At 68.2% G+C, this 23,713-nt stretch carries 16 protein-coding genes and 1 pseudogene; 5 read left to right on the top strand and 12 right to left on the bottom strand.

Going from position 1 to position 23,713, the window contains the following annotated elements:
* Positions 1-164: 164 nt before the first annotated feature.
* The 8 genes from ACWDZ6_RS17685 to urtA form a co-directional block, all read right to left on the bottom strand.
* Complete coding sequence (locus tag ACWDZ6_RS17685; RefSeq protein ID WP_451503588.1) at positions 165-2,048, bottom strand: hypothetical protein; 1,884 nt, start codon at positions 2,046-2,048, stop codon at positions 165-167.
* Between the two features lie 459 nt (positions 2,049-2,507).
* Positions 2,508-5,492, bottom strand: a complete 2,985-nt coding sequence (locus tag ACWDZ6_RS17680) for a tetratricopeptide repeat protein (protein ID WP_451503587.1) — start codon at positions 5,490-5,492, stop codon at positions 2,508-2,510.
* A 36-nt stretch (positions 5,493-5,528) separates the two neighbouring features.
* Complete coding sequence (locus tag ACWDZ6_RS17675) at positions 5,529-5,882, bottom strand: hypothetical protein (protein WP_451503586.1); 354 nt, start codon at positions 5,880-5,882, stop codon at positions 5,529-5,531.
* A gap of 1,053 nt (positions 5,883-6,935) precedes the next feature.
* Positions 6,936-7,628 (bottom strand): urea ABC transporter ATP-binding subunit UrtE, encoded by a 693-nt coding sequence (gene urtE / locus ACWDZ6_RS17670; RefSeq protein WP_451503623.1) that lies wholly within the window; start codon positions 7,626-7,628, stop codon positions 6,936-6,938.
* Positions 7,629-7,633: 5 nt separating this feature from the next.
* Entirely contained in the window at positions 7,634-8,443 is an 810-nt protein-coding gene (gene urtD / locus ACWDZ6_RS17665) for an urea ABC transporter ATP-binding protein UrtD (protein WP_389176523.1), read from the bottom strand.
* Positions 8,440-9,570 carry an urea ABC transporter permease subunit UrtC gene (gene urtC / locus ACWDZ6_RS17660; RefSeq protein WP_451503585.1) on the bottom strand — a complete coding sequence of 377 codons (1,131 nt, stop codon included), beginning with the start codon at positions 9,568-9,570 and terminating at the stop codon, positions 8,440-8,442. Before urtC ends, urtD begins: the two co-directional genes overlap by 4 nt.
* On the bottom strand, positions 9,567-10,454 hold the full coding sequence (urtB, locus tag ACWDZ6_RS17655; protein ID WP_451503584.1) for an urea ABC transporter permease subunit UrtB: 888 nt from the start codon (positions 10,452-10,454) through the stop codon (positions 9,567-9,569). The genes urtC and urtB overlap by 4 nt, the downstream gene beginning before the upstream one ends.
* Before the next feature lie 93 nt (positions 10,455-10,547).
* Positions 10,548-11,801 carry an urea ABC transporter substrate-binding protein gene (gene urtA, locus ACWDZ6_RS17650; protein WP_451503583.1) on the bottom strand — a complete coding sequence of 418 codons (1,254 nt, stop codon included), beginning with the start codon at positions 11,799-11,801 and terminating at the stop codon, positions 10,548-10,550.
* A gap of 424 nt (positions 11,802-12,225) precedes the next feature.
* On the opposite strand from urtA, the gene ACWDZ6_RS17645 reads away from it, so the two are divergent.
* Positions 12,226-12,696 (top strand): MarR family winged helix-turn-helix transcriptional regulator, encoded by a 471-nt coding sequence (locus tag ACWDZ6_RS17645; RefSeq protein ID WP_451503582.1) that lies wholly within the window; start codon positions 12,226-12,228, stop codon positions 12,694-12,696.
* On the opposite strand, the gene ACWDZ6_RS17640 is transcribed toward ACWDZ6_RS17645, so the two are convergent.
* A complete protein-coding gene (locus ACWDZ6_RS17640) occupies positions 12,653-13,771 on the bottom strand; it encodes a substrate-binding domain-containing protein (protein ID WP_451503581.1) in 1,119 nt (372 codons plus the stop codon). The genes ACWDZ6_RS17645 and ACWDZ6_RS17640 overlap by 44 nt on opposite strands.
* A 134-nt stretch (positions 13,772-13,905) precedes the next feature.
* Positions 13,906-16,251: a protein kinase domain-containing protein gene (locus ACWDZ6_RS17635; RefSeq protein ID WP_451503580.1), complete on the bottom strand. Its 2,346-nt coding sequence runs from the start codon at positions 16,249-16,251 to the stop codon at positions 13,906-13,908.
* Positions 16,252-16,595: 344 nt separating this feature from the next.
* Here ACWDZ6_RS17635 and ACWDZ6_RS17630 point away from each other — a divergent pair.
* Positions 16,596-17,398 (top strand): annotated as a pseudogene (locus ACWDZ6_RS17630) (RNA polymerase sigma factor); the annotation flags it as partial.
* Between the two features lie 302 nt (positions 17,399-17,700).
* A complete protein-coding gene (locus ACWDZ6_RS17625; protein WP_451503579.1) occupies positions 17,701-17,895 on the top strand; it encodes a hypothetical protein in 195 nt (64 codons plus the stop codon).
* Positions 17,896-18,662: 767 nt separating this feature from the next.
* On the opposite strand, the gene ACWDZ6_RS17620 is transcribed toward ACWDZ6_RS17625, so the two are convergent.
* Both ACWDZ6_RS17620 and ACWDZ6_RS17615 read right to left on the bottom strand, forming a co-directional pair.
* Positions 18,663-19,484: an alpha/beta fold hydrolase gene (locus ACWDZ6_RS17620; RefSeq protein WP_451503578.1), complete on the bottom strand. Its 822-nt coding sequence runs from the start codon at positions 19,482-19,484 to the stop codon at positions 18,663-18,665.
* A 468-nt stretch (positions 19,485-19,952) separates the two neighbouring features.
* Positions 19,953-21,191 carry an MFS transporter gene (locus ACWDZ6_RS17615; RefSeq protein ID WP_451503577.1) on the bottom strand — a complete coding sequence of 413 codons (1,239 nt, stop codon included), beginning with the start codon at positions 21,189-21,191 and terminating at the stop codon, positions 19,953-19,955.
* A gap of 100 nt (positions 21,192-21,291) precedes the next feature.
* Between ACWDZ6_RS17615 and ACWDZ6_RS17610 the strand changes: the two genes are divergently transcribed.
* Together ACWDZ6_RS17610 and ACWDZ6_RS17605 are read left to right on the top strand one after the other, a co-directional pair.
* Entirely contained in the window at positions 21,292-22,377 is a 1,086-nt protein-coding gene (locus tag ACWDZ6_RS17610) for a DUF5937 family protein (protein WP_451503576.1), read from the top strand.
* Positions 22,378-22,763: 386 nt separating this feature from the next.
* Positions 22,764-23,516 carry an SDR family oxidoreductase gene (locus tag ACWDZ6_RS17605; RefSeq protein WP_451503575.1) on the top strand — a complete coding sequence of 251 codons (753 nt, stop codon included), beginning with the start codon at positions 22,764-22,766 and terminating at the stop codon, positions 23,514-23,516.
* The last annotated feature ends 197 nt before the right edge of the window (positions 23,517-23,713 follow it).

Below are 23,713 nucleotides of genomic sequence, written 5' to 3'. Positions count from 1 at the left end.
TGAGCAACGGCCGGACCCTTGCCGGAGACTGGGCACATCCCGGACCGGACGGCTTCCCCAGCCGATGCACGTCCGCAATCACTCCGATGCCGTACGAGAGTGGACGAGAACAGTGGTGTCTGCACTGCTGGGACCAAGGGCTGTCTCTCTGCGAGAGTGAGAAGTCAGGCTCTGCGCAGAACCCGGTTCGCACCTGCCGCAGCTGTCGTCGCGAGGATCCATCCCAAGCTCACCAGTACGACCACCGCCCATTGCATCGCTCCGCGTGCACCGAACGCCCGCTCCTGCCCGAAGTCGATCACAGGAAGCAGCAGGTCGAGCGTGTAGACGGCCGGCTGGAAGTCCCGGGGAGTGCCTTCGCCGACGGGCGGGGGAGGCCACCGGGCGAAGAGCGCGGTACCGATCGCGAAGAACGCGGCGAGCAGCCACACTGCGCGCAGCGGCCGGTAGCCGTAGCCGACGGTGACGTCCTGCAGGACGCTCCACGCCCGTGCCGGCCACGCAAGGGTGGAGCGCATCCGGCGCTGTTTGGCCAGCAGCATGGTGCGGGCATCGGCGTCGCGACCGTGGCGCTGGTAGTTGGCGGCCAGTTGCTCGTAGGGCTGCGGCGCGAAGCCCGTCGGATCCCGGTCGAGCCAGGGCAGCCGCTGGTGGCCGGGCAGCGTGGGGTGGGTGCTGTCGTAGAGGACGCCTTCCAGTAGCAGGGAACGGGGCCACGTGGCCGCATCGTCCCGCAGGACGCTGACCCGGGTGTGGCTCAAGTCGACGATGCCGACTGGTGCTTCGCGAGGGTGCAGCACCAGCTCGGCGGCTGTGGACCGTCGGCATACCAGCGCGTGTTCCCCGCCTGGCACATCGAGCAGGGCGCCTTGGAAGCAGAGCCTGCCGCGTACGGTGATGTTGCTGAGGGAGATTCGACCATGCGCCGTCAATCCGTCACAGCAGTGGAATTCGGCCCCCACCTCGATGCCGTTCGCCCGCAGGGCAGGCGCGGCAAGGCCGGTCAACTCCGCGCCCTCGAAGAGGACCGATCCGCCGACCCGGGCATCGCGGAGGTCCACCGTGCCCTGCGCCACGAAGCCGTCACGGCAGTTGAAGTTACCGCCGACATGAAGGCGTTCGGCCTTCAGCGCCGTGCCGGCCGGATGGTGCAGCCGGGCCCGCTTCAGCACGACGGTGCCGCGCACCGTGGTGTCCCTGAGATCGACGCACCCCCGCACGACGAGCCCCTGACCCGCTTGGATGTCGCCGCCGACCGTGGCGCAGAGCAACTGCAGCGCCGGTTCGCCTCGCCCCTCGCCCGTGCCGGTCAGGGTGCTGTCCTCCAGGTGCAGAGATCCGCCGATCGAGGCCCCGTAGAGGTTGATCCCTCCGTCGTTCGCAAAGCCGCGGTCGAGATAAAGGCCGCCGCCCACAGTGAGTTCAGGGGCCTGGAGGTAGGCTCGGTCGCCGCGGATCCGCGCGCCGCGAAAGCCAAGAGCATCCTGTACCCGGGAGCTGTTGAGATAGATCGGCCCACGGCAGTCAAGTTGAGCCGCCGAGAAGTCCTCCTCGACAGCGAGCGATTGCGCGTCGATCGCGGCCTGATCCTCAGGGGCATCCACCGTCGAGCGGTCGAGTAAGAGACAGGTGCCGACGCTCAATGAGCGCAAATCCAGCGTGCCGTCGAGCGCACAGCCCACGATTTCGCACTCCTGGCCAACCCGCGCCCCCACCGCGGTCAGTCCCGGCAGGGCACAGTCCGTCAGCTCCAGCACGCTGAACTGACCGCCGTCGAAGCAGGGCGCCTCGTCGAAGCGGCAGGACTGGAGGCGTATCGCGCCCTGGACAACCGCCTCGGCCAGATCCAGCACGCCGGTGATGTGCGCGCCGCGCAGCCTGAGCCGAGCCAGCCTCCCCCGCACCGGGCGAGGCTCGGCGACGAGCAGCCACCGCAAGACCTCAGCGCGGACCACCGACACGTCCTCGCACCACTCGCCGCGCCGGTACGCCTCCCACATCCGTCGCTCGTGCGCCTCCCAGCCGTCTGGCGGGCTCTCGTCCGACACCCTGCCGTCCCCCTCACCTCAGCGGCAGCGAAGCACCGCATTGCTACCCGACCAGCATCGAGATCACGCGTGCGAGGGACAGTCCAACAGCCAGGTGCCGAGCATGGGCTCGCATCCGCACGCCGCTGGTTCGAGCCGTGGATGAGCTCCTGGCACCGGTCCCTCAAGGCATCGACCAAGAGCTTCCGGCGGCTGAGGCGACGGTCGCTATCAACGCGATCCGGGCAGCGATCAGTGAGATCGAGAGGTTGCTTGCCGAGTCTCTCGAAGGCGGGCCGCGGAGAGGAGCTGCGTCCCCAACGCGTTCCGGAAGGACATGCCCAACTGGGTGCGAGACGATCGCCCCAGCTCGGGTGTGGGCCTCAAACCCGCCAACAGCGGATTCACCTTCCAACCGTAGGTGGGCCCCACCTCGTCTTCCCGAGGGAGGACAGTCGATCTTGCGGCTAGGAAGGATCGTCATCCCAAGGGCCGCAATTCTGCCACCCTGCGCCACTGTTCCAAGCTGTCTTGCGCTGTCTGAGTGTCAGGGTGATCGGGGCCAAGGATCCGTACCTCATCCTTGAACAGCCCTGTGAGAGCCTTCACTGCGGCAGTTGGATTTCCTGCCAGTCCTTGCATAACCGCGAGATCGTGACGAGTGGTCAATGGGTCAGGATGGTCCGGTCCCAGGCCCTGGAGCCTGTCCTCCAGCAACAGCTCAAGAGCAGCCACCGCACTGGCCGGATCCCCTGCCAGTCCTTGCATGACGGCGAGATCGTGGCGTGTGGTCAACAGGTCAGGATGGTCCGGTCCCAGGACTCGCAGCCTGTCCTCCAGCAACAGCTCAAGAGCAGTCACTGCACTGGCCGGATCCCCCGCTTGTCCTCTCCATCTAGCAAGGTTGTTACGGGTGGTGAGCGTGGCAGGGTGGTCAGGGCCGAGGATTCGAAGCTGATCTTCGAGTAGCTCTTCTAGGGCATCCGCAGCAGCGTGCAGGTCTCCCGCCAGGCTCCGCATGAAGGCAAGATTGCCTCGACAAGTGAGCGTGTGGGGGTGGTCCTTGCCCATTACCCGGAGCATTTGTTCGAGCAGTTGCTCCATGTCGTCCGCGGCGCCTGCTGGATCCTCTCTCTGCCCCTTCCAATTGGCGAGAACGCCTCGGCCCGTGAGCGTTGACGGGTGGTCGGGGCCCAGCACTCGCAGCGTCTGCTCCAGCAACTGTTCGATGGCTTCTGCAGCGCCAGCAGGGTTCCCCGCTTCGCCTCTCCAGTGCGCCAGGTCGTAACTAGCGGCCAGGAACTCGGGGTGGTCAGGACCAAGGACCTGCAGCATGTGCTGTACCAGCCGCTCCATGTCATCTGCGGCTCCGGCTGGGTCCCCTGCCAGGCCCCGACAGCATGCGAGGGCGCTACGCGTGGCCAGCGTGTTTGGATGGTCAGGGCCGAAGATGCGCAGTTGGTCCTTCAATAGGTACTCAAGAGCGTCTGCCGCACCGGCTGGATCTCCGGCTTCGCGCTTCCAGCGGGCGAGGTCGCCACGTGTGGTGAGGGTGTGAGGGTGGTCCGGCCCCTGGACCCGCAGCCGGTCCCGGAGGAGAGCTTCCGCCGCAGCAGCGGCGCCAGCCGCGTCCCCCGCCTCCCCCTGGTAAAAGGCGAGGTGATTGCGGGTGGTTAGGGTGTAGGGGTGGTCGGCACCGAGGGACTGCAGCATCTGCTCCGATAGTTGCCGGAAGGCATATGCAGCGCCCGCCGCGTCGCCGGCCTGCCCTTGCCACTGGGCCCGGTTGCCACTGGCAGCAAGGGTGCTGGGTTGATCGGGGCCCAGGTGACCGGTGAGGGCTTCAACGAGGTGCTCGAAGTAGTCACGGGCAGCCGTTGCCTGGCCGGTCTCCCCAAGACTCTTTCCGAGCCGAAACAGCACGTCGTGTGCGTCGCGGTGATACAGAGCCTCTTCGGCGCACTGCCTTAGCGCCGTAGTGTTGGCTCGCAGGGATTCCTCAAGCTGGGTCTCACGGGGTACGTCGGGCCACACCGATACCAGTGCATCAGCGGACGCTCTTGCGGCCTGGGTGTATTGGTCTCGGGTGAGAGCGTCAAGAACGGCGCGTTGGATCAACTGGTGGACGCGGACGGCTTGATGTGGTGTCTGAGGAGTGTGCTCGATCAGGCTGAGCCGGTGCAGAGCCCTGAGGGCGAGCATCGCGTCCTGAGCCGACACGCTTCCTGGGGGCTCGGCGGTATCTTCTTGCCCGGCCGTGCGGTGTTGGGCGAGGTAGGCGATGGCTGGTGGACTGATCAGGACATTGCCGGGAATGCCGTTGGCCTCGAGCATGGCCACCATGTGGAGCATAGGTCGGGCAAGACCTGCAGGGCGGAGCGTATCGGCACGGTCGATGGACAGCGACCATGCGGCGGCGACAGGGGCGGCATGGTCATCAGGTAGCGCGTCGGGGGTGGTATCCGCGAGGTTGGTCGCCCGATCGGCCAGGAGGTCACGGTACGCGGCACAGTTAAGGCCGGTGTCGATGAGGTACGCGACGGCTTGGGCAAGGGCAAGGGGCAGAAATCCGAGATCACGTGCCAAGGCCTTGAGCTGTTCGACGGGTTCCTGTCGGCCGCAGGTAGACAGAGATTGGGCCAGGTAGGTGTCTGCCTGCCCTTCAGCGAACAGGCCGACATGGATGAGGTGGCGGCCGTCTCCGGACAGGGCTGCGTCACGGCGGCGGGTTGTGACCAGGGTGCGGCCGTGAGGGCTGGCGGGCGGCCACAAGTTGCGCAGGTCATTCGGGTCGGCTACGTCGTCCAGGACGATCATCCACTGGCATGGCGTCGCTCCGGCTTTCGGTGTCAGCCAGGCCAGAAACGTCTGCGCAGCCCCTTCCGGGTCATCTGGGTCGGCCCGGCACAGTTCGACGCCGGCCTGTGCGTATCCGTTCACCACGGGCGAGCGGGCGCTCGCGCTGACCCAGACCAGGACGTCGAGGCTGCCGTCCTGCCATGCGGTGCGGGCGCAGTCGGCGGCGAGCTGGGTCTTGCCCACCCCTCCCATGCCGGTCAGGACCTGCCCCAGCACGGCCGTGCCGCCGGTGTCGACCACCGCCCGCAGCCGGTCTGACTCGGCGCGGTGCTGGAAGAAGTGAGCCCGGGGAGGGATCACACCTACCTGGTGTGGCCAGGAGGCCGGCTCCCGGGGCGCGCGCTGCTGCACCATGGTCAGCTGCTTGGCGCTCACCTGGTGGATGTAGCCGCTGTTAGCGAACCCGCCCTCGGCGGCGCGCGCGTCCCCCGTGTCGCACACCCTTATCGGAGCAGTCGGGGTGCCGTCCGTCCCTGACGCCGGTCCGCGGTAGCCGGTAACCGCCATGGCCCCGGACGCGGCCGTGGCGTCCCCCGTGTCGGTCACCACCACGGGCGTATCGGTGACTCCGATGAGGTCCTCTGCGTGCTTGTCCCCTGTGGCCACGCGACCATTCCCTCTTCCTCTGGCCCAGCTGGCCGGTCAGCTGTAGTCGATACCGCTGACGGCGCTGCTGTCGTTACCGGTGGCGGTGGCATTCCCCGTGCTTTCCGCCTTCGCGGAGCCACTGCCCCGTCCCTTCGGGCGCCTGACACCCGTCACGGCCGTACCCCCACCGCTCGCACGGGCCTGTCCGGTACCCACCGCTGTGTCGTCCGTGTGGTTTCCTCCGGGTTGGAACAGTGCCCAGACCAAGGCTGCGATGCCTACGGCGGCCTGGATGGAGGCTCCGGCCAGCTGTCCCGAATCGGGGCTGTCCAACAACCAGATCAGCGGCGTGGAGACGACCCCGGCCGCCGCCAGCACGATGACCGTGATCTTCCATCCCTGCGACATGGGCAACTCCCTCTCACCCCACGCGACCGCCGCGAAAGGGCTAATGAATCCGCCACTGCGCACCTCGTAGTGGTGTCCTCCTGGATAAGGATCGCATCCTGCAGCACCGTGGTTCCGGTGTATCCGGCCTCGGCACTCACGGCTCGTTCGGCTGGGGCGGGCACAGTCGGTCGGCGGTGAGCAGAAGTTGGGCCCCCTTCTTGGCGACACTGAAGTACGTGCGCCCTGGGCCGTTTCAGTACGGGCCGTTTCCACGGCGCTCAGCTCAGGCCCTGGCGGCAGCTCCAGCGAATCAGACGTCGCAGCACGCCGCGGCCCCGCCGCACCGCCCCCGACGCAGACAACCCTAGCGACCATGATCAAAGGTCCCATGCCAGCCACTTCCGATTACCTGTGTCCTGCCAGCGTCCCGAATTGGAGCGTCCTGCCAGCGTCCCGAATTGGAGCGTCGAGCCGCTCACACAGGCCCTGGAACAGCTTGCTCTTACGGTCGACCGACACGTCTTCGCAGGTCAGAACCCTTCGAACTAGCGCCAGCGGTATCGGCGTCGAACTCACGAGCAGCGGATTCAGTCCGATGAGCCAGAGTTGACACTCCAGCACCTCATAAGGAACGTTTCCGCAGGTCAAGGCATGTTTCTGGTGGGGCGGGTGGGACTCGAACTCACGGCCGACGGATTATGAGTCCTTTGATGATCGTGACGGCCTTTGCATTTCCACTCTGATCCTTGGCATTCTTGCTGGTCAGATGGGGTGCGCGCCCTTGGTCTTGCTCGATGCTTGCAGATCTGTGCGGGTCCTTGTGTCCCCTCCATGTCCCCTGTCCGTCCCCAAAGGAGCAGTCGTGAGGCACCGGGCTTACGCCGCCCCAGGTCGCCGGAGCGGATCGAACCGATGCGCAGCGGATTCGCCTTCCAACGCACGGAGGCTCCGCCCTCAGCATCGGGGCGGCGCCTCTGTGGCTGTTCCCGCAGGCCACAGCGTCGGCAGGGAAGCCCAGTTGGGGTCTTCCACGGTGAGCGGCTCGCGTCGTCCTCGGCACAGTCGGCCTTCTCACACGCTGAGCGCAGCCCGTACGGTCTGCTCGGCCGATGCCCCTCCCTCGCCGGAGGAGGTCACCCGGCCCGCTTCCAGCACGTAGTACTGCTGGGCGGCACGCATGGCGAAGCCGACGTGCTGTTCGACCAGGAGGACGGACAGTCCACCGCGGCGGGTGAGGGCGAGGATCGTTTCCTCGATCTCGGCGACGACGGAGGGCTGGATGCCCTCGGTCGGTTCGTCGAGGAGGAGGACTCTGGGGCGGGTGATCAGGGCGCGGGCGATGGCCAGTTGCTGACGCTGGCCGCCGGAGAGGAGGCCGGCGCGGCGGCCGGACAGCTCACGCAGGACCGGGAAGAGACCCAGGACCTCCGCAGTGGCCTCCTCGGCATCCGCTCTGCCGTCGGCGACGAGTTGCAGGTTCTCGGCGGCCGTCAGGTGCGGGAAGCACTGCTGACCCTGAGGTACGTATGCCATGCCGCGGGCGACTCGCTGGTGCGGGGCCAGGCGGGTGATGTCTTCGCCGTCCAGGAGCACTGTGCCGCTCCTGGGCTTGAGGAGGCCCATCGCCGCTCTGAGGAGTGTGCTCTTGCCCGCGCCGTTGTGGCCGAGGACCGCCGCGACTTGGTCCCTCGGGACGGAGACAGTCACGCCGTGCAGCACGGTGGTGCGGTCGTAGCCGGCCTGGATGTTCTTGATCTCCAGCATGGGCTTCATACCTCTTCTGCGGCGGTGACGGGAGCGGCGGCGGGCTCGGGCACCGGCTTGGCCTGGGGTACGGGGTCGGGTTCGGAGGCACGGCCGAGGTAGACCTCCTGAACCTGTGGGTCGGCCTGGACCTCGGCGACAGTGCCCTCGCTGAGGACCTTGCCGGCGTGCAGGACGGAGACGCTGCGCGCGAAGGAGCGCATGAAGTCCATGTCGTGTTCGATGACGACGACGGTGTGGTCATTGCTGACGCGCTCGAGCAGTTCGCCTGTGGCCTCGCGTTCCTCGTGGCTCATGCCGGCGACGGGTTCGTCGAGCAGCAGCAGTTTCACGTCCTGGACCAGCAGCATGCCGATCTCCAGCCACTGCTTCTGGCCGTGGGCGAGGACCCCGGCGGGGCGGTCGCGCAGGTCGGTCAGGCCGGTGGTCTCCAGTGCCTTCGCGACCGGCTCGGGGATGCCCTTGCGGCGGCGGAGCAGGGTGAGGGGCCCACGCCCGGCGCCCGCGGCGATGTCGAGGTTCTGCAGCACGGTCAACTGCTCGAAGACCGTGGCCGTCTGGAAGGTGCGGCCGATGCCGAGGCGGGCGATGCGGTGCACGGGCCTGCCCAGGAGTTCCTCGTCACCGAAGCGCACCGATCCGCCGGCCTTCACCAGCCCGGTGACCGCGTCGACGAGGGTGGTCTTCCCCGCACCGTTGGGCCCGATGAGGAAGCGCAGGTCGCCGGGGTGGATGTCCAGGTCGACGCCGTCGACGGCGGTGAAGCCGTCGAACGACACCCTCAGGTCGCGGATGGTCAGTCCCTCGCCGCTCATGGTGCCTCTCCTGCCGGAGTCGTACGAGTACGGGTCGCGGGCCTGCGCCTGCGCACGACGCTCACCAGCGAGGCCAGACCGCCCGGCAGGAAACCGACCGCCACCACGAACAACAGCCCCTGCAAATACGTCCACGCGGCGGGGAAGGCGTCCGAGAGCGTGCTCTGCGCCCATGCCACGGCGACCGCGCCGAGCACCGCGCCCACCAGCGACGCCCGGCCGCCGACGGCCGCGCCGATGACGAAGCCGATGGACGGCACGATCCCGATCAGGGCCGGGGAGATGATCCCGACGGCGGGCACGAAGAGGGCCCCGGCCAGGCCCGCCATTCCGGCCGCGACGACGTAGGCGACCAGCTTGACGTTGGCCGGGTTGTAGCCGAGAAAGCGCACCCGCTCCTCGGAGTCCCGTACGGCGACGAGGAGTTCGCCGTAGCGGCTGATGAACAGCTGCCGCGCCCCAGCCATGAGCAGCAGCAGGACCGCGGCGATGATGAAGTACACCATCCGCTGGTTGACGGGGTCGTTGAGCGAGTAGCCGAAGAAGCCCTGGATGTCGGTGAGTCCGTTGGTGCCGCCCGTGGTGGCCTGCTGGCCGATCAGCCAGATGGACAGCGCGGCGGCGAGGGCCTGGCTGAGGATGGCGAAGTAGGCGCCCTTGACCCGGCGGCGGAAGACGAGGAATCCGAGCAGCGCGGCGATGGCGATGGGCAGCAGTACGGTCATGGCGAGCGCGAAGGCCGGGTTGGCGAACGGCTTCCACCACCAGGGCAGCGTGTCGGAAGTGCCGTAGAGCTGCATGAAGTCGGGCAGTGTCTGGCCGGTGTCGGCGGCGTCGGCGAGCTTGAGGTGCATGGCCATCGCGTAGCCGCCGAGGCCGAAGAAGACGCCCTGGCCGAGCACGAGCAGTCCGCCCCGGCCCCAGGCCAGGCTGACCCCGACGGCCACGATCGCGTAGCACAGGTATTTGGCGAGGAGGTTGAGGCGGAAGTCGGAGACGAGCAGCGGAGCGATACCGAGGAGGACTACGGCGCCGAGGAGGAAGGCGCCGGGGACGCGGAAGCGTTCCAGCGGTGATACGGGTGGCTGTGTCACGGGCGTGGCCGGGGAGGTCGTCGTTGTCGTCATGCCAGGCTCCGGGTCCGCAGTGTGTACAGGCCCTGGGGTCGCCACTGGAGGAAGGCGACGATTGCCACGAGCACGATGACCTTGGCGATACTGACCGTCGTGGAGTACTCCAGCACCGACTGCAGCACACCGAGTGTGAAGGCGGTGATGACACTGCCCTTCAACTGCCCGATACCGCCCACGACGACGACCAGGAACGCGTCGACGATGTAGTTGGTGCCCATCGTGGGGCCGATGGGACCGACCAGGGTGAGCGCGACTCCGGCCACGCCTGCGAGGCCCGAGCCGATGAAGAACGTCGTACGGTCCACTCGCTCGGTGGCGATGCCCGACACCTCGGCCAGGTCGCGGTTCTGGACCACGGCCCGGATGCGCCGGCCCAGCGGTGTCAGCCGCAGGATGAGCGTGAGGCCGAGGACGCACAGCAGGGCGAGAGCGAGGATGAACAACCGGTTGTTGGCGAGGGTGATGCCGCCGCCCACCGAGATGTTGCCCGTGAGCAGGTCCGGGGCGTGGGTCTGCACGTTCGGCGCGCCGAAGACGTCGCGGGCGAGTTGCTGGAGCATCAGGGAGACGCCCCAGGTGACCAGCAGGGTGTCCAGAGGCCGGGTGTAAAGGCGCCGGATGAGCAGCCACTCCAGCAGGGCGCCCATGGCTCCGGCGACGAGGAAGGCCAGGGGCAGGGCGAGGAGCAATGAGACTCCGGCGCTGCTGATGGACTTCTGCAGAACGTAGGTGGTGTAGGCGCCTGCCATGATGAACTCGCCGTGCGCCATGTTGATCACGCCCATCTGACCAAAGGTGAGGGTCAGACCGAGCGCGATGAGCAGCAGGACGGCGCCGATACTGATGCCGGTGAACGACTGGTTGAGGATGACCGTCATGAAGCGGCTCCGGATGGGGACGTAGGTGCGCGGCGCGGGACGGGACCCGGCCCTGTGACAGGGTCGGGTCCGTCCGGAAGGGCTGATGCGGCCTCAGGAGAGGCCGCTGGCCCAGGAGTAGCCCTTGAGGTACGGGTCCGGCTTGACCGGCTTGCCCGAGTTCCAGACCTCGGTGATGAGTCCGTCCGCGCCGACCTTGCCGATCCGGGCCGTCTTGTAGACGTGCTGGGTCGCGCCGTCCACCGTGACCTTGCCTTCCGGAGCATCGAACTCGATGCCGTCCGAAGCGGCCTTGACCTTGGCGACGTCGAAGGAACCTGCCTTCTCGACCATCGCCTTCCACAGGTAGACCGAGATGTACGCGGCCTCCATCGGGTCGCTGGTCGGTTTGCCCGCCCCGTACGCGGCCTGGTACGCCTTCACGAACTTCTCGTTGGCCGCGCCGGGCGTGGTCTCGTAGTAGTTCCAGGCAGTGAGCTGGTCCTCCAGGTACTGGGTGCCGATGCTCTTGACCTCCTCCTCCGCGATGGAGACCGACAGCACCGGCATCTTCTTGGCGGCGAGTCCTGCGGACTTGTACTCCTTGAAGAAGGCCACGTTGCTGTCACCGTTGAGGGTGTTGAACACCGCGTCCGCGCCGGATCCCTTCACCTTGTTCGTGATGGTGCCGAACTCCGTGGAACCCAGCGGCGCGTAGTCCTCGCCGAGCACCTCCATGCCGTTGGCCTTCGCGTACGCCTTGATGATCTTGTTGGCGGTGCGCGGGAAGACGTAGTCGCTGCCGACCAGGTAGAGCTTGGTCAGGCCCTGCTTCTTGAGGTAGTCCAGCGCGGGCACGATCTGCTGGTTGGTGGTGGCGCCGATGTAGAAGATGTACGGGGACTGCTCCAGGCCCTCGTACTGCACGGGGTAGAACAGCAGCGACTTGTACCGTTCGAAGACCGGCTTGACGGCTTTGCGGCTGGCCGAGGTCCAACACCCGAAGGTGGCCACGACCTTGTCGTCCTTGATCAGGGACTCCGCCTTTTCCGCGAAGGTCGGCCAGTCGGAGGCACCGTCCTGACTGACGGGCTTCAGCTTCTTGCCCAGCACGCCGCCGGCGGCGTTGATCTCCTTGACCGCCAGCAGCAGCGCGTTGTGCACCGTCACCTCGCTGATGGCCATCGTGCCCGAAAGCGAGTTGAGCAGACCCACCTTGACCGTGCTGCCAGAAGTGTCCGCCGACGCCCCGGAGCCGGACGCCGTGTCACTGCCGGTCTTGGCGCCGCAGGCGCTGAGGGCGGCGGAGGCGCCGACGGCCGAAATACCGGCCAACAGGCCGCGTCTGCTGATGTTGAGCCCGGACATGCACAACCTCCTTGCCCCGAAGGGCGATGCGAATCAAGCGGAAGCCCCTGAGGACTCTGGGGAGGGTGTGGGGGGTGGGGACGGAAGTGGATGGCGCTTCAGAGGTGCCGCGTTGGCGCACTGCCCAGCCGTTCCGGGGTGGCCTCCGGCTGTTTCGCTGAAGTGCGACACAGCTTGCGAGGAAACTGTTTCAGCGGCGTTTCGGAGCAATTGAAGGATAGTTTCCAGGGGAAGTAATAGTGCGGGCAGGAACGAGTGAGGTGGTAACCGATGTGCGCTTGTCGGCATCTCGGTCGACGGTCATTGTCGCTTCCTGCGGAAAGGATCTGCTTTCCTGCTTGAACTGGCCATGCCCGAGGTGATCGACGGTAGGCTCCGGCCATCCCCGCCACGGGGAGCCGAGGTTTCTAGACGAGGAGTGCCGATGGCGAGGCGGCCCGAAGAACTGCTCCGTCTGCTGACACGGGCTGAGCGCCTTGCCGTACGCCAAGTGCAGTCTGTATTGGACGAGTTCGAGTGTTCGGTGGAGGCGTGGCGGGTGCTCGACCTGCTCTCGGACGGGCAGGGGCACAACATGACGGCCGTTGCCGACCATGCCTTCCTGCCGGCACCGAGCCTCACCAAGCTGGTCGACCAACTCGTCGACCAGAACCTGGTCTACCGCCGCGTCGATCCCGCCGACCGGCGCCGCATCCTCGTGGATCTCACCCCGCGGGGCAGGCAACGCTGGCAGCTGCTGAGCCGTGAAGTACGAGCCGAATGGGCCAAGTTGCCTTTCCCTGGCACGGACGACGACGGCGAGCAGCTGGAGGTGTTGCTCGACCGGCTCGCTGGTGCTCTGGAGGGCCCGGTCACAACATGTCGTGGGGAGCGCACAGTTGGGCGAGCACGTTGAAGTCGAGCCCGTCCGCCTCCGCCAGGTAGATGCGCTGGCGAACGTGCCGGTCCTCGAGATGGAGCAGACCGCGCGGTCCTTCGTAGGAGACCCTGTCGGCGGAGGCCGAGATCGCGGAGATGTCCAGGGTGCGGGCCCGTTCCACGAGCGCCGCCAGCAGAAGTACTCCTTCATAGCAGGACTCGCCGAGGCTGCCCGGAGCGGGTGCGTCGACACCGAACCGGGCGGCGTACTGACCGTGGAAGTCCAGGGTGTCCTGGTTCGCCAGTGATGAGAAGAACCCGGCTGTGCTGAACAGGCTCCCTGTCGCCTCGGGGCCGCTGGCCATGAGCATGTTCTCGTCCATGAGGGTGCTCAGCCTGAGACACCGCTGGTCAAGCCCTGAGGCGGCGAAGGCCCGGTTGAAACGCACCGCGTCACTGCCGACGAGCAGCATCAGCACACCGTCCGCGTCCATCCGCTCGATCTTCCGCAGTACGTCGTCGAAGTCCTCGGTTCCCAGCGGCAGATACGCCTCGCCGCAGACCCGTCCGCCCCGGCACGCGCGGGCATAGCGCCGGGCGGCGGCGGCCGTGCGGCGGGGCCAGACATAGTTGTTGCCGACCACGAACCACCGCCGTACGCGTCGCGTTTCGGCCAGCAGCCGCATCGCGGGCAGCAACTGCCAGTCGGGCGTCTCACTGGTCATGAAGACGCCTTGAGTGCTTTCGCCACCCTCGTACAGAGCCGTGTAGACGTACGGCACCCGGTGCGCGATCCTCGGTGCCACCGCCTGCCGCACGGAGGAGATGTGCCAGCCGGTGACTCCCTGCACCGTGCCGGTGGACACCAGTGCCTCGACGTCCTCCGCGACCTGCTGAGGATCGGCGCCGCCGTCGACCTCCAGCAGCCGCAGTTCCCTGCCGAGCACCCCGCCTGCCCGGTTGACCTCTTCGGCGGCCAGTTGCGCACACGCCTCACAGGTGGGACCGAAGATCCCGGCAGGCCCCTGCATCGGATACACGAACGCGACGTTCAAGGTCGAATCGTCAGCCGTGAACCAATCGGGGGTGTGGAAGCGAAGCGGCTGGCGCATAGCCCCCATGATTGCCGCATGGCCTGCGGCGACCAAGCGGCAGCCGGAATCGAAACCGATTCGTAGAGATGGGAAGAGAGACAGAGCAAGATAGCTTGCCTGGGTCCAGCTGCGTCGATGTGACCAACCCCGGGTCAGAGGCAGGGACCCCAGTCGTACGCGTTGTACAGAGCGCGGCGGGTGTAGAGGTGGCCCGGGCCCAGCACCCGGGCACAGTCCTGGGCGAGTTGGTCGAACAGACCGGCCGCCTCCGCTCGCTCCCCCGCCCGGCGGAGGTAGTAGGCGTGGTTGTACCGGGCGCGCAGGGTGTCAGGGTGGTCCGGGCCCAGCACCCGCGCCCGGTCCTGGGCAAGTTGGTCAAACAGGCCCGCCGCCCGAGCCTCCTCCGCCCAGCCGAGGAAGTACGCGTGGCCGTGCTGGGCGCGCAGGGTGTCGCGGTGGTCAGGGCCCAGCACCCGGGCACAGTCCTGGGCGACCTGCTCCAGCAGACGCGCCGCCTTGGAACGCTCCCACGCCCGGCCGAGGTTGACCGCGTGGTAGTACCGGGCGTCCAGGGTGGTGGAGTGGTCGGTGCCCAGCACTCGGGCAAAGTCCTGGGCTAGCTGCTCCAGCAGACGCGCGGCCTCCTCACTCTGGCCCACAAGCCGGCTCGCCTCGCCGAGGTAGTACGCGTGGTGGTACCGGGCGTCCAGAGTGGCGGAGTGGTTCGGGCCCAGCGCCCGAACACAGTCCTGGGCAATCTGCTCCAGCAGATCCGCCGCCTGCGCTTGTTCGCCCGCCCGGCCGAGGTAGTACGCGTGGTCGTGCCGGGCGCGCAGGGTGTCGCGGTGGTCAGGGCCCAGCACCCGAACACAGTCCTGGGCGACCTGGCCCAGCAGGTGTGTCGCCTGCACATGCTGTCCCGCCCGGCCGAGGTTGACCGCGTGATAATACCGGGCGTCCAGGGTGGTGGAGTGGTCGAGGCCCAGCACCCGAACACAGTCCTGGGCAACCTGCTCCAGCAGACCCGCCGCCTGCGCACGCTCCCCCGTCCGGCCGAGGTGGAGCGCGTGGTAGTACCGGGCGTCCAGGGTGGTGGGGTGGTCCGGGCCCAGCACTCGCGCCCGGTCCTGGGCAAGTTGGTCGAACAAGCCCGCCGCCTGCGCATGCTCGCCTACCTCGCCGAGGTAGTACGCGTGCATGTACCGGGCGCTCAGAGTGTCACGGTGGTCCGGTCCCAACGCCCGAGCACGATCCTGGGCTATCTGCTCCAGCAGACCCGCCGCTTCCTCGCGCTCGCCCACACGCTCGCCGGGCTCGCCGGGATAGATCGCGTGGTCGTAGCGGGCACGCAGGGTGAGCAGGGTGTCGGGGTGGTCCGGGCCGAGCACCCGAGCACGATCCCTGGCGACCTGCTCCAGCAGGAGTTTCGCCCGCGCACGTTCCCCCACCTCGCCGAGGTTGACCGCGTGGTCGTGCCGGACGCGCAACGTAGCGGGGTGGTCCGGTCCCAGCGCCCGAACACGACCTCGGGCCACCTGCCCCAGCAGGTGCACCGCCTGCGCATGCTCGCCCTCATCGGCGAGCCTGTGTGCGTGTGCCTCCGTGCGGCGCAGTTCCTCTGGCGTGGAGAGGCTGGATGTGTGCTGCGGTGCGGAGAACACCCTGTGCAGGCGGTCGCGGACGGCGCGGGCGTGCGGGGGGCGGTCATCGAGGTCTTTGACGAGGAGATCCAAGACGAGTTGGTCCAGGGCGGGAGGAAGATCGTGACGGTGGGTCCTGGGGGGTTCGGGTTCTGTGTGGGCGTGGGCGGTCAGCAGCGCCCAGTGGTTGTCGGGGGTGAAGGGGGGCCGTCCGGTCAGCAGCGCGTAGAGCAGGCAGCCCAGGGCGTACAGGTCGGTGCGGCCGTCGAGGCGGGCGCCTGCTTTGGCCTGCTCCGGGGCCATGTAGGCGGGAGAGCCGATCAGACGGCCCTCGGCGGTGATCCGGGTGTACGCGCTGTCGATATAGGTCGCGATGCCGAAGTCCACAACTTTCACACAGCCGTTGCCCGGATGCGGGCGGGAGAGCATGACGTTGCTGGGCTTGATGTCGCGATGGATGATCCCCGCATCGTGGGCGGTGGCCAGGGCGTCGCAAATCTGCGCACCCCAGTCGATCACCTGAGCAAGATCCAGAATTGATGGCTGGGTAACCAGGTCGGTGAGGCAGGGACCAGGGAGGTGTTCCATCACCACATAGGGGACGCTGCGGCCATAGGAGTCGTGGTAGTGGCCGTAGTCGTAGACCGGCACGATATGCGGATGCCCGGAGAGCTGCGCAGTGATCCTTGCTTCCCGTCGGAAGCGGGCCTCGAATGCGGCCTCGTTCATGGTTGCGGCGCAGTGGAGCAGCTTGACCGCCACCAGCCGGTCCAGGCGCATATCCCGAGCGCGCCAGACCGCTCCTGCCCCTCCCGACCCCAACGGCTCATCCAACCGGTAGCGGTCTGCCAGTAACATCCCGCGCACTCTGCCCCCACTGGGGCGCGTAATGCCCACTCGTTCGGCCTAAGACGCCCCACCACCAAGCGTATTGCCGCAGGCGAGCGGGGACAGGGGGCCCGGCGGTCTTGTTGCACAGCTACTACTTACAACGGCCGACACAATGCACAGGCAGCCCAGTATCAGCGTTGAGTGCGGCTTACACATTCCGTGACGACATCGCGGAGACGCCCGGTCTGCTCCAGGAGATCTCGCTGCACACGGGCTCCGGTGCCTTCAGTCAGCAGTGCGCTGACCGATGCCTGAACGAGCGGCAGGTCGCCCGCCTCGCTGAGGGAGTCGCGTACGTGGTCCAGGAGCGCGTGCACCACGGTGTGTGCGGGGGCCGGGCGCATCGTCAGTGGGGCGTCTGGCCGGCCGACCCTTCCCCAAGCTCTCCGAGCAGGGGATACCCCATGCGGGACCCGAAGGGCTGGCTGATCACCGTGGCCTGGCGCAAGTTCCTCGACGCGACCCGCGCGGACGCCGCCCGCCGCCGGCGTGAGGACCGCCTCGACGAGGAGCCCGCGCCCGGGCCCGCGACCGCGGTGGACGACACGCTCCAGCTCTACTTTTTGTGCGCCCACCCGTCGCTGACGCCGTCGTCCGCGGTCGCGCTCACGCTGCGCGCCGTCGGCGGGCTGACCACCCGCCAGATCGCCCAGGCCTACCTGGTGCCCGAGGCGACCATGGCGCAGCGCATCAGCCGGGCCAAGCGGACCGTCTCCGGCGTGCGGTTCGAGCAGCCCGGCGACGTCGCCACCGTGCTGCGCGTCCTCTACTTGGTCTTCAACGAGGGCTACTCCGGCGACGTCGACCTCGCCGCCGAGGCCATCCGGCTCACCCGGCAGCTCGCGGCCCGGGCCGACCACCCCGAGGTGGCGGGGCTGCTCGCGCTCATGCTGCTCCACAACGCCCGGCGCGCCGCCCGGACCGCGCCCGACGGCAGCCTGGTGCCGCTCGCCGAGCAGGACCGCGGCCGGTGGGACACCGAGTCACCGAGGGCGTCGAGATCCTGCAGGCGGCCCTCGCCCGAGACCGGCTGGGCGAGTTCCAGGCCCAGGCGGCCATCGCGGCACCCCACGCCGACGCGCCCACCGCCGAGGAGACCGACTGGGTGAGCGTGGGCTCGTCGCGCGAATCACGCGGCCAGGCATCGAGTCCGGCGAACGCCTCGGTCGGCACCGCTGGAAGATCGAGCGGACGATCGCTTGGCTCTTCGGCTCCCGCCGCCTGACCGTCCGATACGAACGAAAGGGCTCGCACTTCCTCGCCTTCCTCGGCCTGGCCGCCGCCCTGACCTGCTACAAGAAGCTCGCGAAACTCGCCACGTGAGACACCCTCTTAGCCGCGCTCCGCGAACAACCCTGCGATCCAGGGGTTGTTCAGCGTCCCGGTCGCCTGCCGCTACCCGAGCCCACCGACCACTTGAACAGCATCGACGAGTTGCCCTCGGAGCAGCAGGGCTCCTCCGTCGAACCCGGCGACCGCCGACACGTGGCGGTGCCGAAGGCCGCGATCACCACGATCGCGATCGTGGTGATAGCGAGCGACGGCCCGAGGGCGCGGCTTGACGCCGCCCACTTCCAACTGCTCCCCGCTCCCTGCCCTCGTGTCCCCTGAGCGTCCCCCTGGATCTCGGTCTTCGGCTACGCCGCGCAACCTCCCGCACCCGAACCCGATTGTATCCCTGCAGGTCAGAGCCTTGAACGGAACAGCTACAGACCGCCGCGACATCTCGATCAGTACGTGTGAGCAGCGGATTCTCTCCGTTGGGCCCTACTTTGCACACCAACGCCCCCTGAAGGACGTTTCCGCAGGCCAGGGAACTGCTGTAGTGGGGCGGGGGGACTCGAACCCACGGCCGACGGATTATGAGTCCGCTGCTCTGCTCTACTACCCAATTCTCCCCCAACACTTCCCGTTCGTCGGCATGCAACTGGCCGCAGCCAGCGACCGGAATGCCCTTGCCGCACCCACCGAGCCTTGCCAACGAAGCGACAGGGCGTGTCGGCAAACCTGTTGTTGAGCTACTGGACGCCCCGGCGTGGTCCGGGTCCCGTGCCCGAGACCCGGATCCGGACCATTCCCGGACCAGGTCCGCCGCCGGTCGCCGTTCCGTCTCCGCAGGCCAGAGCAGGTGCCTCGTGTGTACCACCCTGAGACGACGAATCTCCTGGTGGGCTATTCGCCGAAGAAGTTGGGGTTCCCCCAGAGGGCGGTTGAGGGTCTCTGAACTGCAACTGTGCGGGACGGAGGCCCTCTTGCTGCGGGCTGCATCAGCTCGCCGGACCGAGAGCGCGCGACGTGCTGTTTTGCCCCCAGCCTGTCTCAACCGGCTCCCACCGCTGATCAGTATCTCCGGATTACTCCCGGGTGTTCGGTGTCGCTCAGCCGAGGCAGTGAGGCTGGAAGCCCGGATCGGCCGGACCCTTGCGCTGCAGGGCGTTCTGTACCCACTGCGCGACGACCTGGTCCTTGGTGGCTTGGTCGTGTTCGGTGATGTCGAGCGGGCACTCGTCCTGCAGTAGGACGTTGGTGACGTCGCCCGCCCGGCCGCTCAGGTAGGAGCTGGTGTAGGGGACGACCACCTCGTCATACTTGGTGGCGATCTGCGTGTAATCGGGACCTGCTGGGGCCTCGGGGGCGGCGTTGAGCTTCTGGAGCAGGCCGGAGCCGGCGGTCTGGTCCACGCAGGACGGGCAGACAGTGGCTCCGGCCGCGAGCGCCAGCGGGTTCGAGGTGCCGTGGTTCGAGGGCACGATGCCGACAAGGTCATCCACCTTGGAGGCACCGCCCAGGAACTTGATGTAGTAGCGCGGCATCATCCCGCCCTGGCTATGACCTACGAGGTCCACCTTGCGTGCGCCGGTCGAACCAAGTACGGCGTTGACGAAGTCGCGCAGCTCGGCCGCCGAGTCGGGTATGGGGTCGGTGGCCGCATGCCCGTAGTTGAACGCAAACACGCAGTAGCCGGCGTTCGCGAGCCGCGGCGAAAGCGTGGCCCAGTTCTCGGCCATGGTCTTGAAGGTGCCATTGACCAGGACGACCGGCTCCGGGTGCGCCGAGTCCGGCTTGCAGGACCAGTCATTCGCACCGGCCGGGGGGACATCGGTGACGTCGGCCTGAGCAGTGATGTGGGGACCCATGAAACCGAGGGCTACCGCAGCGGCGACAGCGGTCAGAATCCGGCGGGCGGCGCGCAGGCGCATGGGGCGTTCCTAACGTCAGGCCTCACTCGAGGGCGGTTCCACAGTGCCGAACCATAAGCGGAATAGTTACTTCCGAGTCAGTAGGGGTCAAGCCTGCGATCCGCCGCTGCATGTCACACCGCCTGAGCCTTGAGGTCGGAGTCGATGTGTGGTCATTGCGGTGCGGGGACGGAACGATCAAGCCGGAGCGCTCATGTACGACCTGATACCTCTTCGCCAACTGCCGCACGTCACAGGGCGGTTGCGCATGGCGCCGTTGCCCGACAGCACCCAGGTGGTTGCGCGCACCCCTTACCGGCGGTCGAGTGACTAAGTTCGCAGTACTGGCATGCGTCACAAGTTGCGCGCTGCCCGTATCCAACTCGCAGCTTGACGACACGTCTGGGGACTCCGACGAGCCCCTCCTCCGTCACGGCCGGAGAACGTCCTGCCGCTGCTTCAAGCCGTCGCCGGAGGCGCCTGCCGAGCTCACGAGCCTGCTCTCGCCCGGCGGCAGCAACCGCTGAGCCGCGTTCCTTGGTCCTTCTCGGTGGCAACGGCGGAGGCGGAGAGGAGCGTCGCACCGGCGAGGCTCCCCCAGAGGGCAGCCGGGCCGTGGGGTGCGAGAGCGGTGATGACCGCCGGGGAGACGGCGAGGCCGAAGCCCGTGGAGAGCTCGAAGCGGGCGAGGGCGCGTCCCAGGACATGGGCCGGGGCGAGGGCGGCGACGAGCGCGGTGGCGCTGCCGGCATAGATGATCTCGCCGATGGTGCAGACCACGGACACCGTGGCAACGGCCGGGGCACCCCAGCCGTGCCCCAGTGAGGTGGCCGCGAGGAAGCCGAGGTAGGACGCGGCGAGTACCACGCCGGCGAGAGCCAGCACGCTCCGCCGGGAGAAGCGGGACATCAGGACGGTGACCGGAACCTGCAGGGTGACCACCAGCACCGTGTTGGCCACGAAGATGGCTGCCGACCACACCGGGGATGCGTGCAACTGTGTCACCAGGACCAGCGGGAGCGCGATTTCGGGGACGTTGAGGCAGAACGCGTAGACCACGTTGGCGGCCAGCAGCGCGCGCATCCGGGGTGCGGGCCCGTCGGCCCTGTCCTTGGCAGGGGCAGCGGCCGGATGCGCGTGCAGGTGGACCGACCACGCCAAGGCCGCCGCAGCGAGATAGGCGAGCCCGGTGACGGCTGCCAGCGCCTGCAATGCGGTGGTGCCGCCCGCCAGGCACGCGGTGGCGAGGAGCGCGCCCGCGCCCAGGCCGGCGTTGCGCAGGGCGCGGCCTCCCGCGAGAGCGGTGTCGCGTTCCCGGCCGTGGGCGACCGTGGCCACGAGAGCTGCGTGGGCGGCGGGCCATGCCTGGTTGCCGATGCCGAGGAAGAGCGCCGCCGTTGCGAACGGCCAGACGTGCCCCGCCGGGGTGGCCAGCAGCAGCGCCACGCCAAGCACCCGCACCAGCATCGACGCTGCCACGACCGTGCTGCGTGCGCCCCGGTCCAGCCATCGGCCCACCGCCGGCATGCACACCAGACCCATGACGACGCCGACCGTCATGGCGATGCCGGTGGCCGGCGCGGACAGTCTCAGCACCGTCACCCCGTAGAGCAGCAGAAAGGGCCGCAGCAGGCCGGTGCCGAGCGCGTCCACGGCCAGGGCGACGGCATAGCGGGGGCCTCCCGAGGCACGGACGAGGGCGCGAGGCTGGATCTTGGTGGTTGCCATGGCGTCAACGGTCCGTTCGGCCGCCGGGCCGGGGTGCGTCGGTTGACGGACACCGTCAATCGACGCAGCCGCCGGCCATCCGGTCAGGGATGCTGAGGGGGTGACGTTGAGGATCGACATCAGCGGCCTGCCGTCCGAGCGACTGCGGTTCGCCGCCTCCCCGCTGGCCGAGCTGACCGCGATGCTGCACGTGCTTGCCGAACCCGGGCATCATCCGCAGCTCGCCGGCTGGGCCGGGGATGTCTGGGCCGGTCTGCGGCCTGAGCTGGTCGAGCGGTTGCGGGAGGCGGAGTTCCTCTGGCGTTCCTCACAAGCCGACTTCCTCATCCCCGCCCGACCTCGGCCGACCCTCGACGAGGAGTTGGACGACGTGGACCGGATCGACGACGAAACGTATGTGACCGCCGCGCTCGTCACCACGTGCGGCAGCAGCCGGGTCCACTTCGGCGCGCCGTCGCCGCTCGCCGACGCGACTGCGCGCGAGCGGGCCCTGGACCTGGCACAGGCCCGCGGCGCGCGGCAAGAGGCCTTCGCGGAACGGCTGCTCGCGGACCCGGGCGCCGTGCGGGCGCGGGTGCGCCACACCCTCGAACAGTGCGCCGAGGCCTTCTTCGACGCCGCCTGGGCGGGCGTCGCCGTGCAGCTCGCCACCGACCTGCGCCTGAAGAACGACCTGCTGAAGCGCCAGGGAATCGGGGCGGCACTCGCATCGGTCTCCGGCGCGGTCACCCTGGCACCGGACGGCGACTGCATCATCGTGGACAAGCTGCAGGACAAGGCGACCACCGCCCAGGGCATCGGGGTCACCTTCATCCCCAGCGTCTTCGGCCGCCCGCACCTGGTGGCGGTCCACGCGCCCGGGTGGCGGCCGGTGGTGCAGTACCCCGTGGCCGAGCCGAGTCCATCGGAGCCGGTATCGCTGGAAACGGTCACACGACGGCTGGAGGCACTCGCACATCCGGTACGGCTGCGGCTGCTGCGCACCCTGGCCCGCGGCCCGCACACCACAGGTGAGCTGGCCCACGCCTGGGAACTTTCACCCCCGGAGGTTTCCCGCCACCTCGCTGTCCTGCGCCGCGCGGGCCTGCTCACGGCCCGGCGGCACGGTCGTTATGTTCGTTACACCCTCAATCTTCCCGATCTGACGGCCCTCGGCGCCGACCTGCTGGCGGCCGTACTGCGCTGAGCAGCTTCGGTCTGCCAGAACGCGGGCGGGGGCGCTCCGGGACGGCGGATCCGGCGAAACGAGCCGCGCCGAGCTCAGTGCTGAAGGCGGGCGAAGGACGTACCCCACACGGACCTGCCCAGGACTGGAGGTGCGTGATCCGGTTCGCGCGGCTCAGCAGTCGTGGGGGTACGGTGATCGAAGGCGGTGCGTTGCGCTCCGTGGGCACAAAGATGCCGACCGCCGTCCGGCACGGCACGGCAGGCAGCGCCGAACCGACGCCGCTCGCGGCCCCGTACGCTCGGTGAGTGCGCCGGTTCGATTCGTGCCCACGGCCGCCGCACGCAACGGGTCGGAGAATCCGCCCGGACGCTCTCGGGAACGGAACGCTCGACGAAGGGTGCGCCATGAAGTTCACAGTCCTCGGGGGAAGCGGCCGGATCGGCACACAGGTGGTCGAACGGCTGACAGCGGACGGCCACGACGTCGTACCCGCATCGCTGTCCACCGGAGTCGACGTGATCAGCGGCAAGGGCCTGGCCCAGGTTCTCGAGAGCGCCGATACGGTGATCAACCTGACGAACTCCCCCGTGTTCGACGAGACTTCCATCGACTTCTTCGAAACGTCGATGAACAACATCGCGGTCGCGGCGGAGGCGGCCGGTGTCCGCCATCATGTGATTCTCTCGATCGTCGGCGTGGACCAAGTGCCGCAGCTCGACTACTACCGGGCCAAGGTCGCTCAGGAGAACGTCCTCGAGAACGCGCCCACGCCGTACTCGATCGTGCGCGCCACGCAGTTCTCCGAGTTCGTCGAACCGATCCTGGCCATGACGACCGACGGGGACACCGTCCGGCTGCCTTCCACCCCCGTGCAGCCGATCGCCGCCTCCGACGTCGCCGCGGCGGTCGTGAGGGCCGCCTGCGGCACCCCGTTGCAGGGCATCCGCAATGTCGCGGGCCCCGACATCTTCCCCCTCGATGAGCTGGGCCGGATCACCCTGGCCGCACGCCCGGACGGCCGCCACGTGGTCACCGACGACCAGGCGGGCATGTTCGCCGTGGTCACCGGAGACGTGCTGACCGCGCCGGAGGACGCCGACCTTGCCCCCACGCACTACAGGGACTGGCTTCAGCAGCCGCAGCAGGGCGCGCGCTGACGGCCCCGACGTGCCCCAGGGCCGCATATTCCGCACCGGCAAGGGTGTCGCGGCACGTCCGGGCGCGCGAGCGCTTCAGGTTGCCGAGGACGGGAACACCCCCGGCAACAATTGTGGCTGGCATGTGATCCAACACCACGCTTGCCTATGGCAGTTGATGGGAATAACCCTTGCTTCTCAGGGGGAACAAGGGGGGC

Source organism: Streptomyces sp. NPDC002926 (assembly GCF_053591755.1).
The sequence above is the reverse complement of the archived record's forward strand: the minus strand, read 5'-3'. Positions and strand labels throughout refer to the sequence as shown.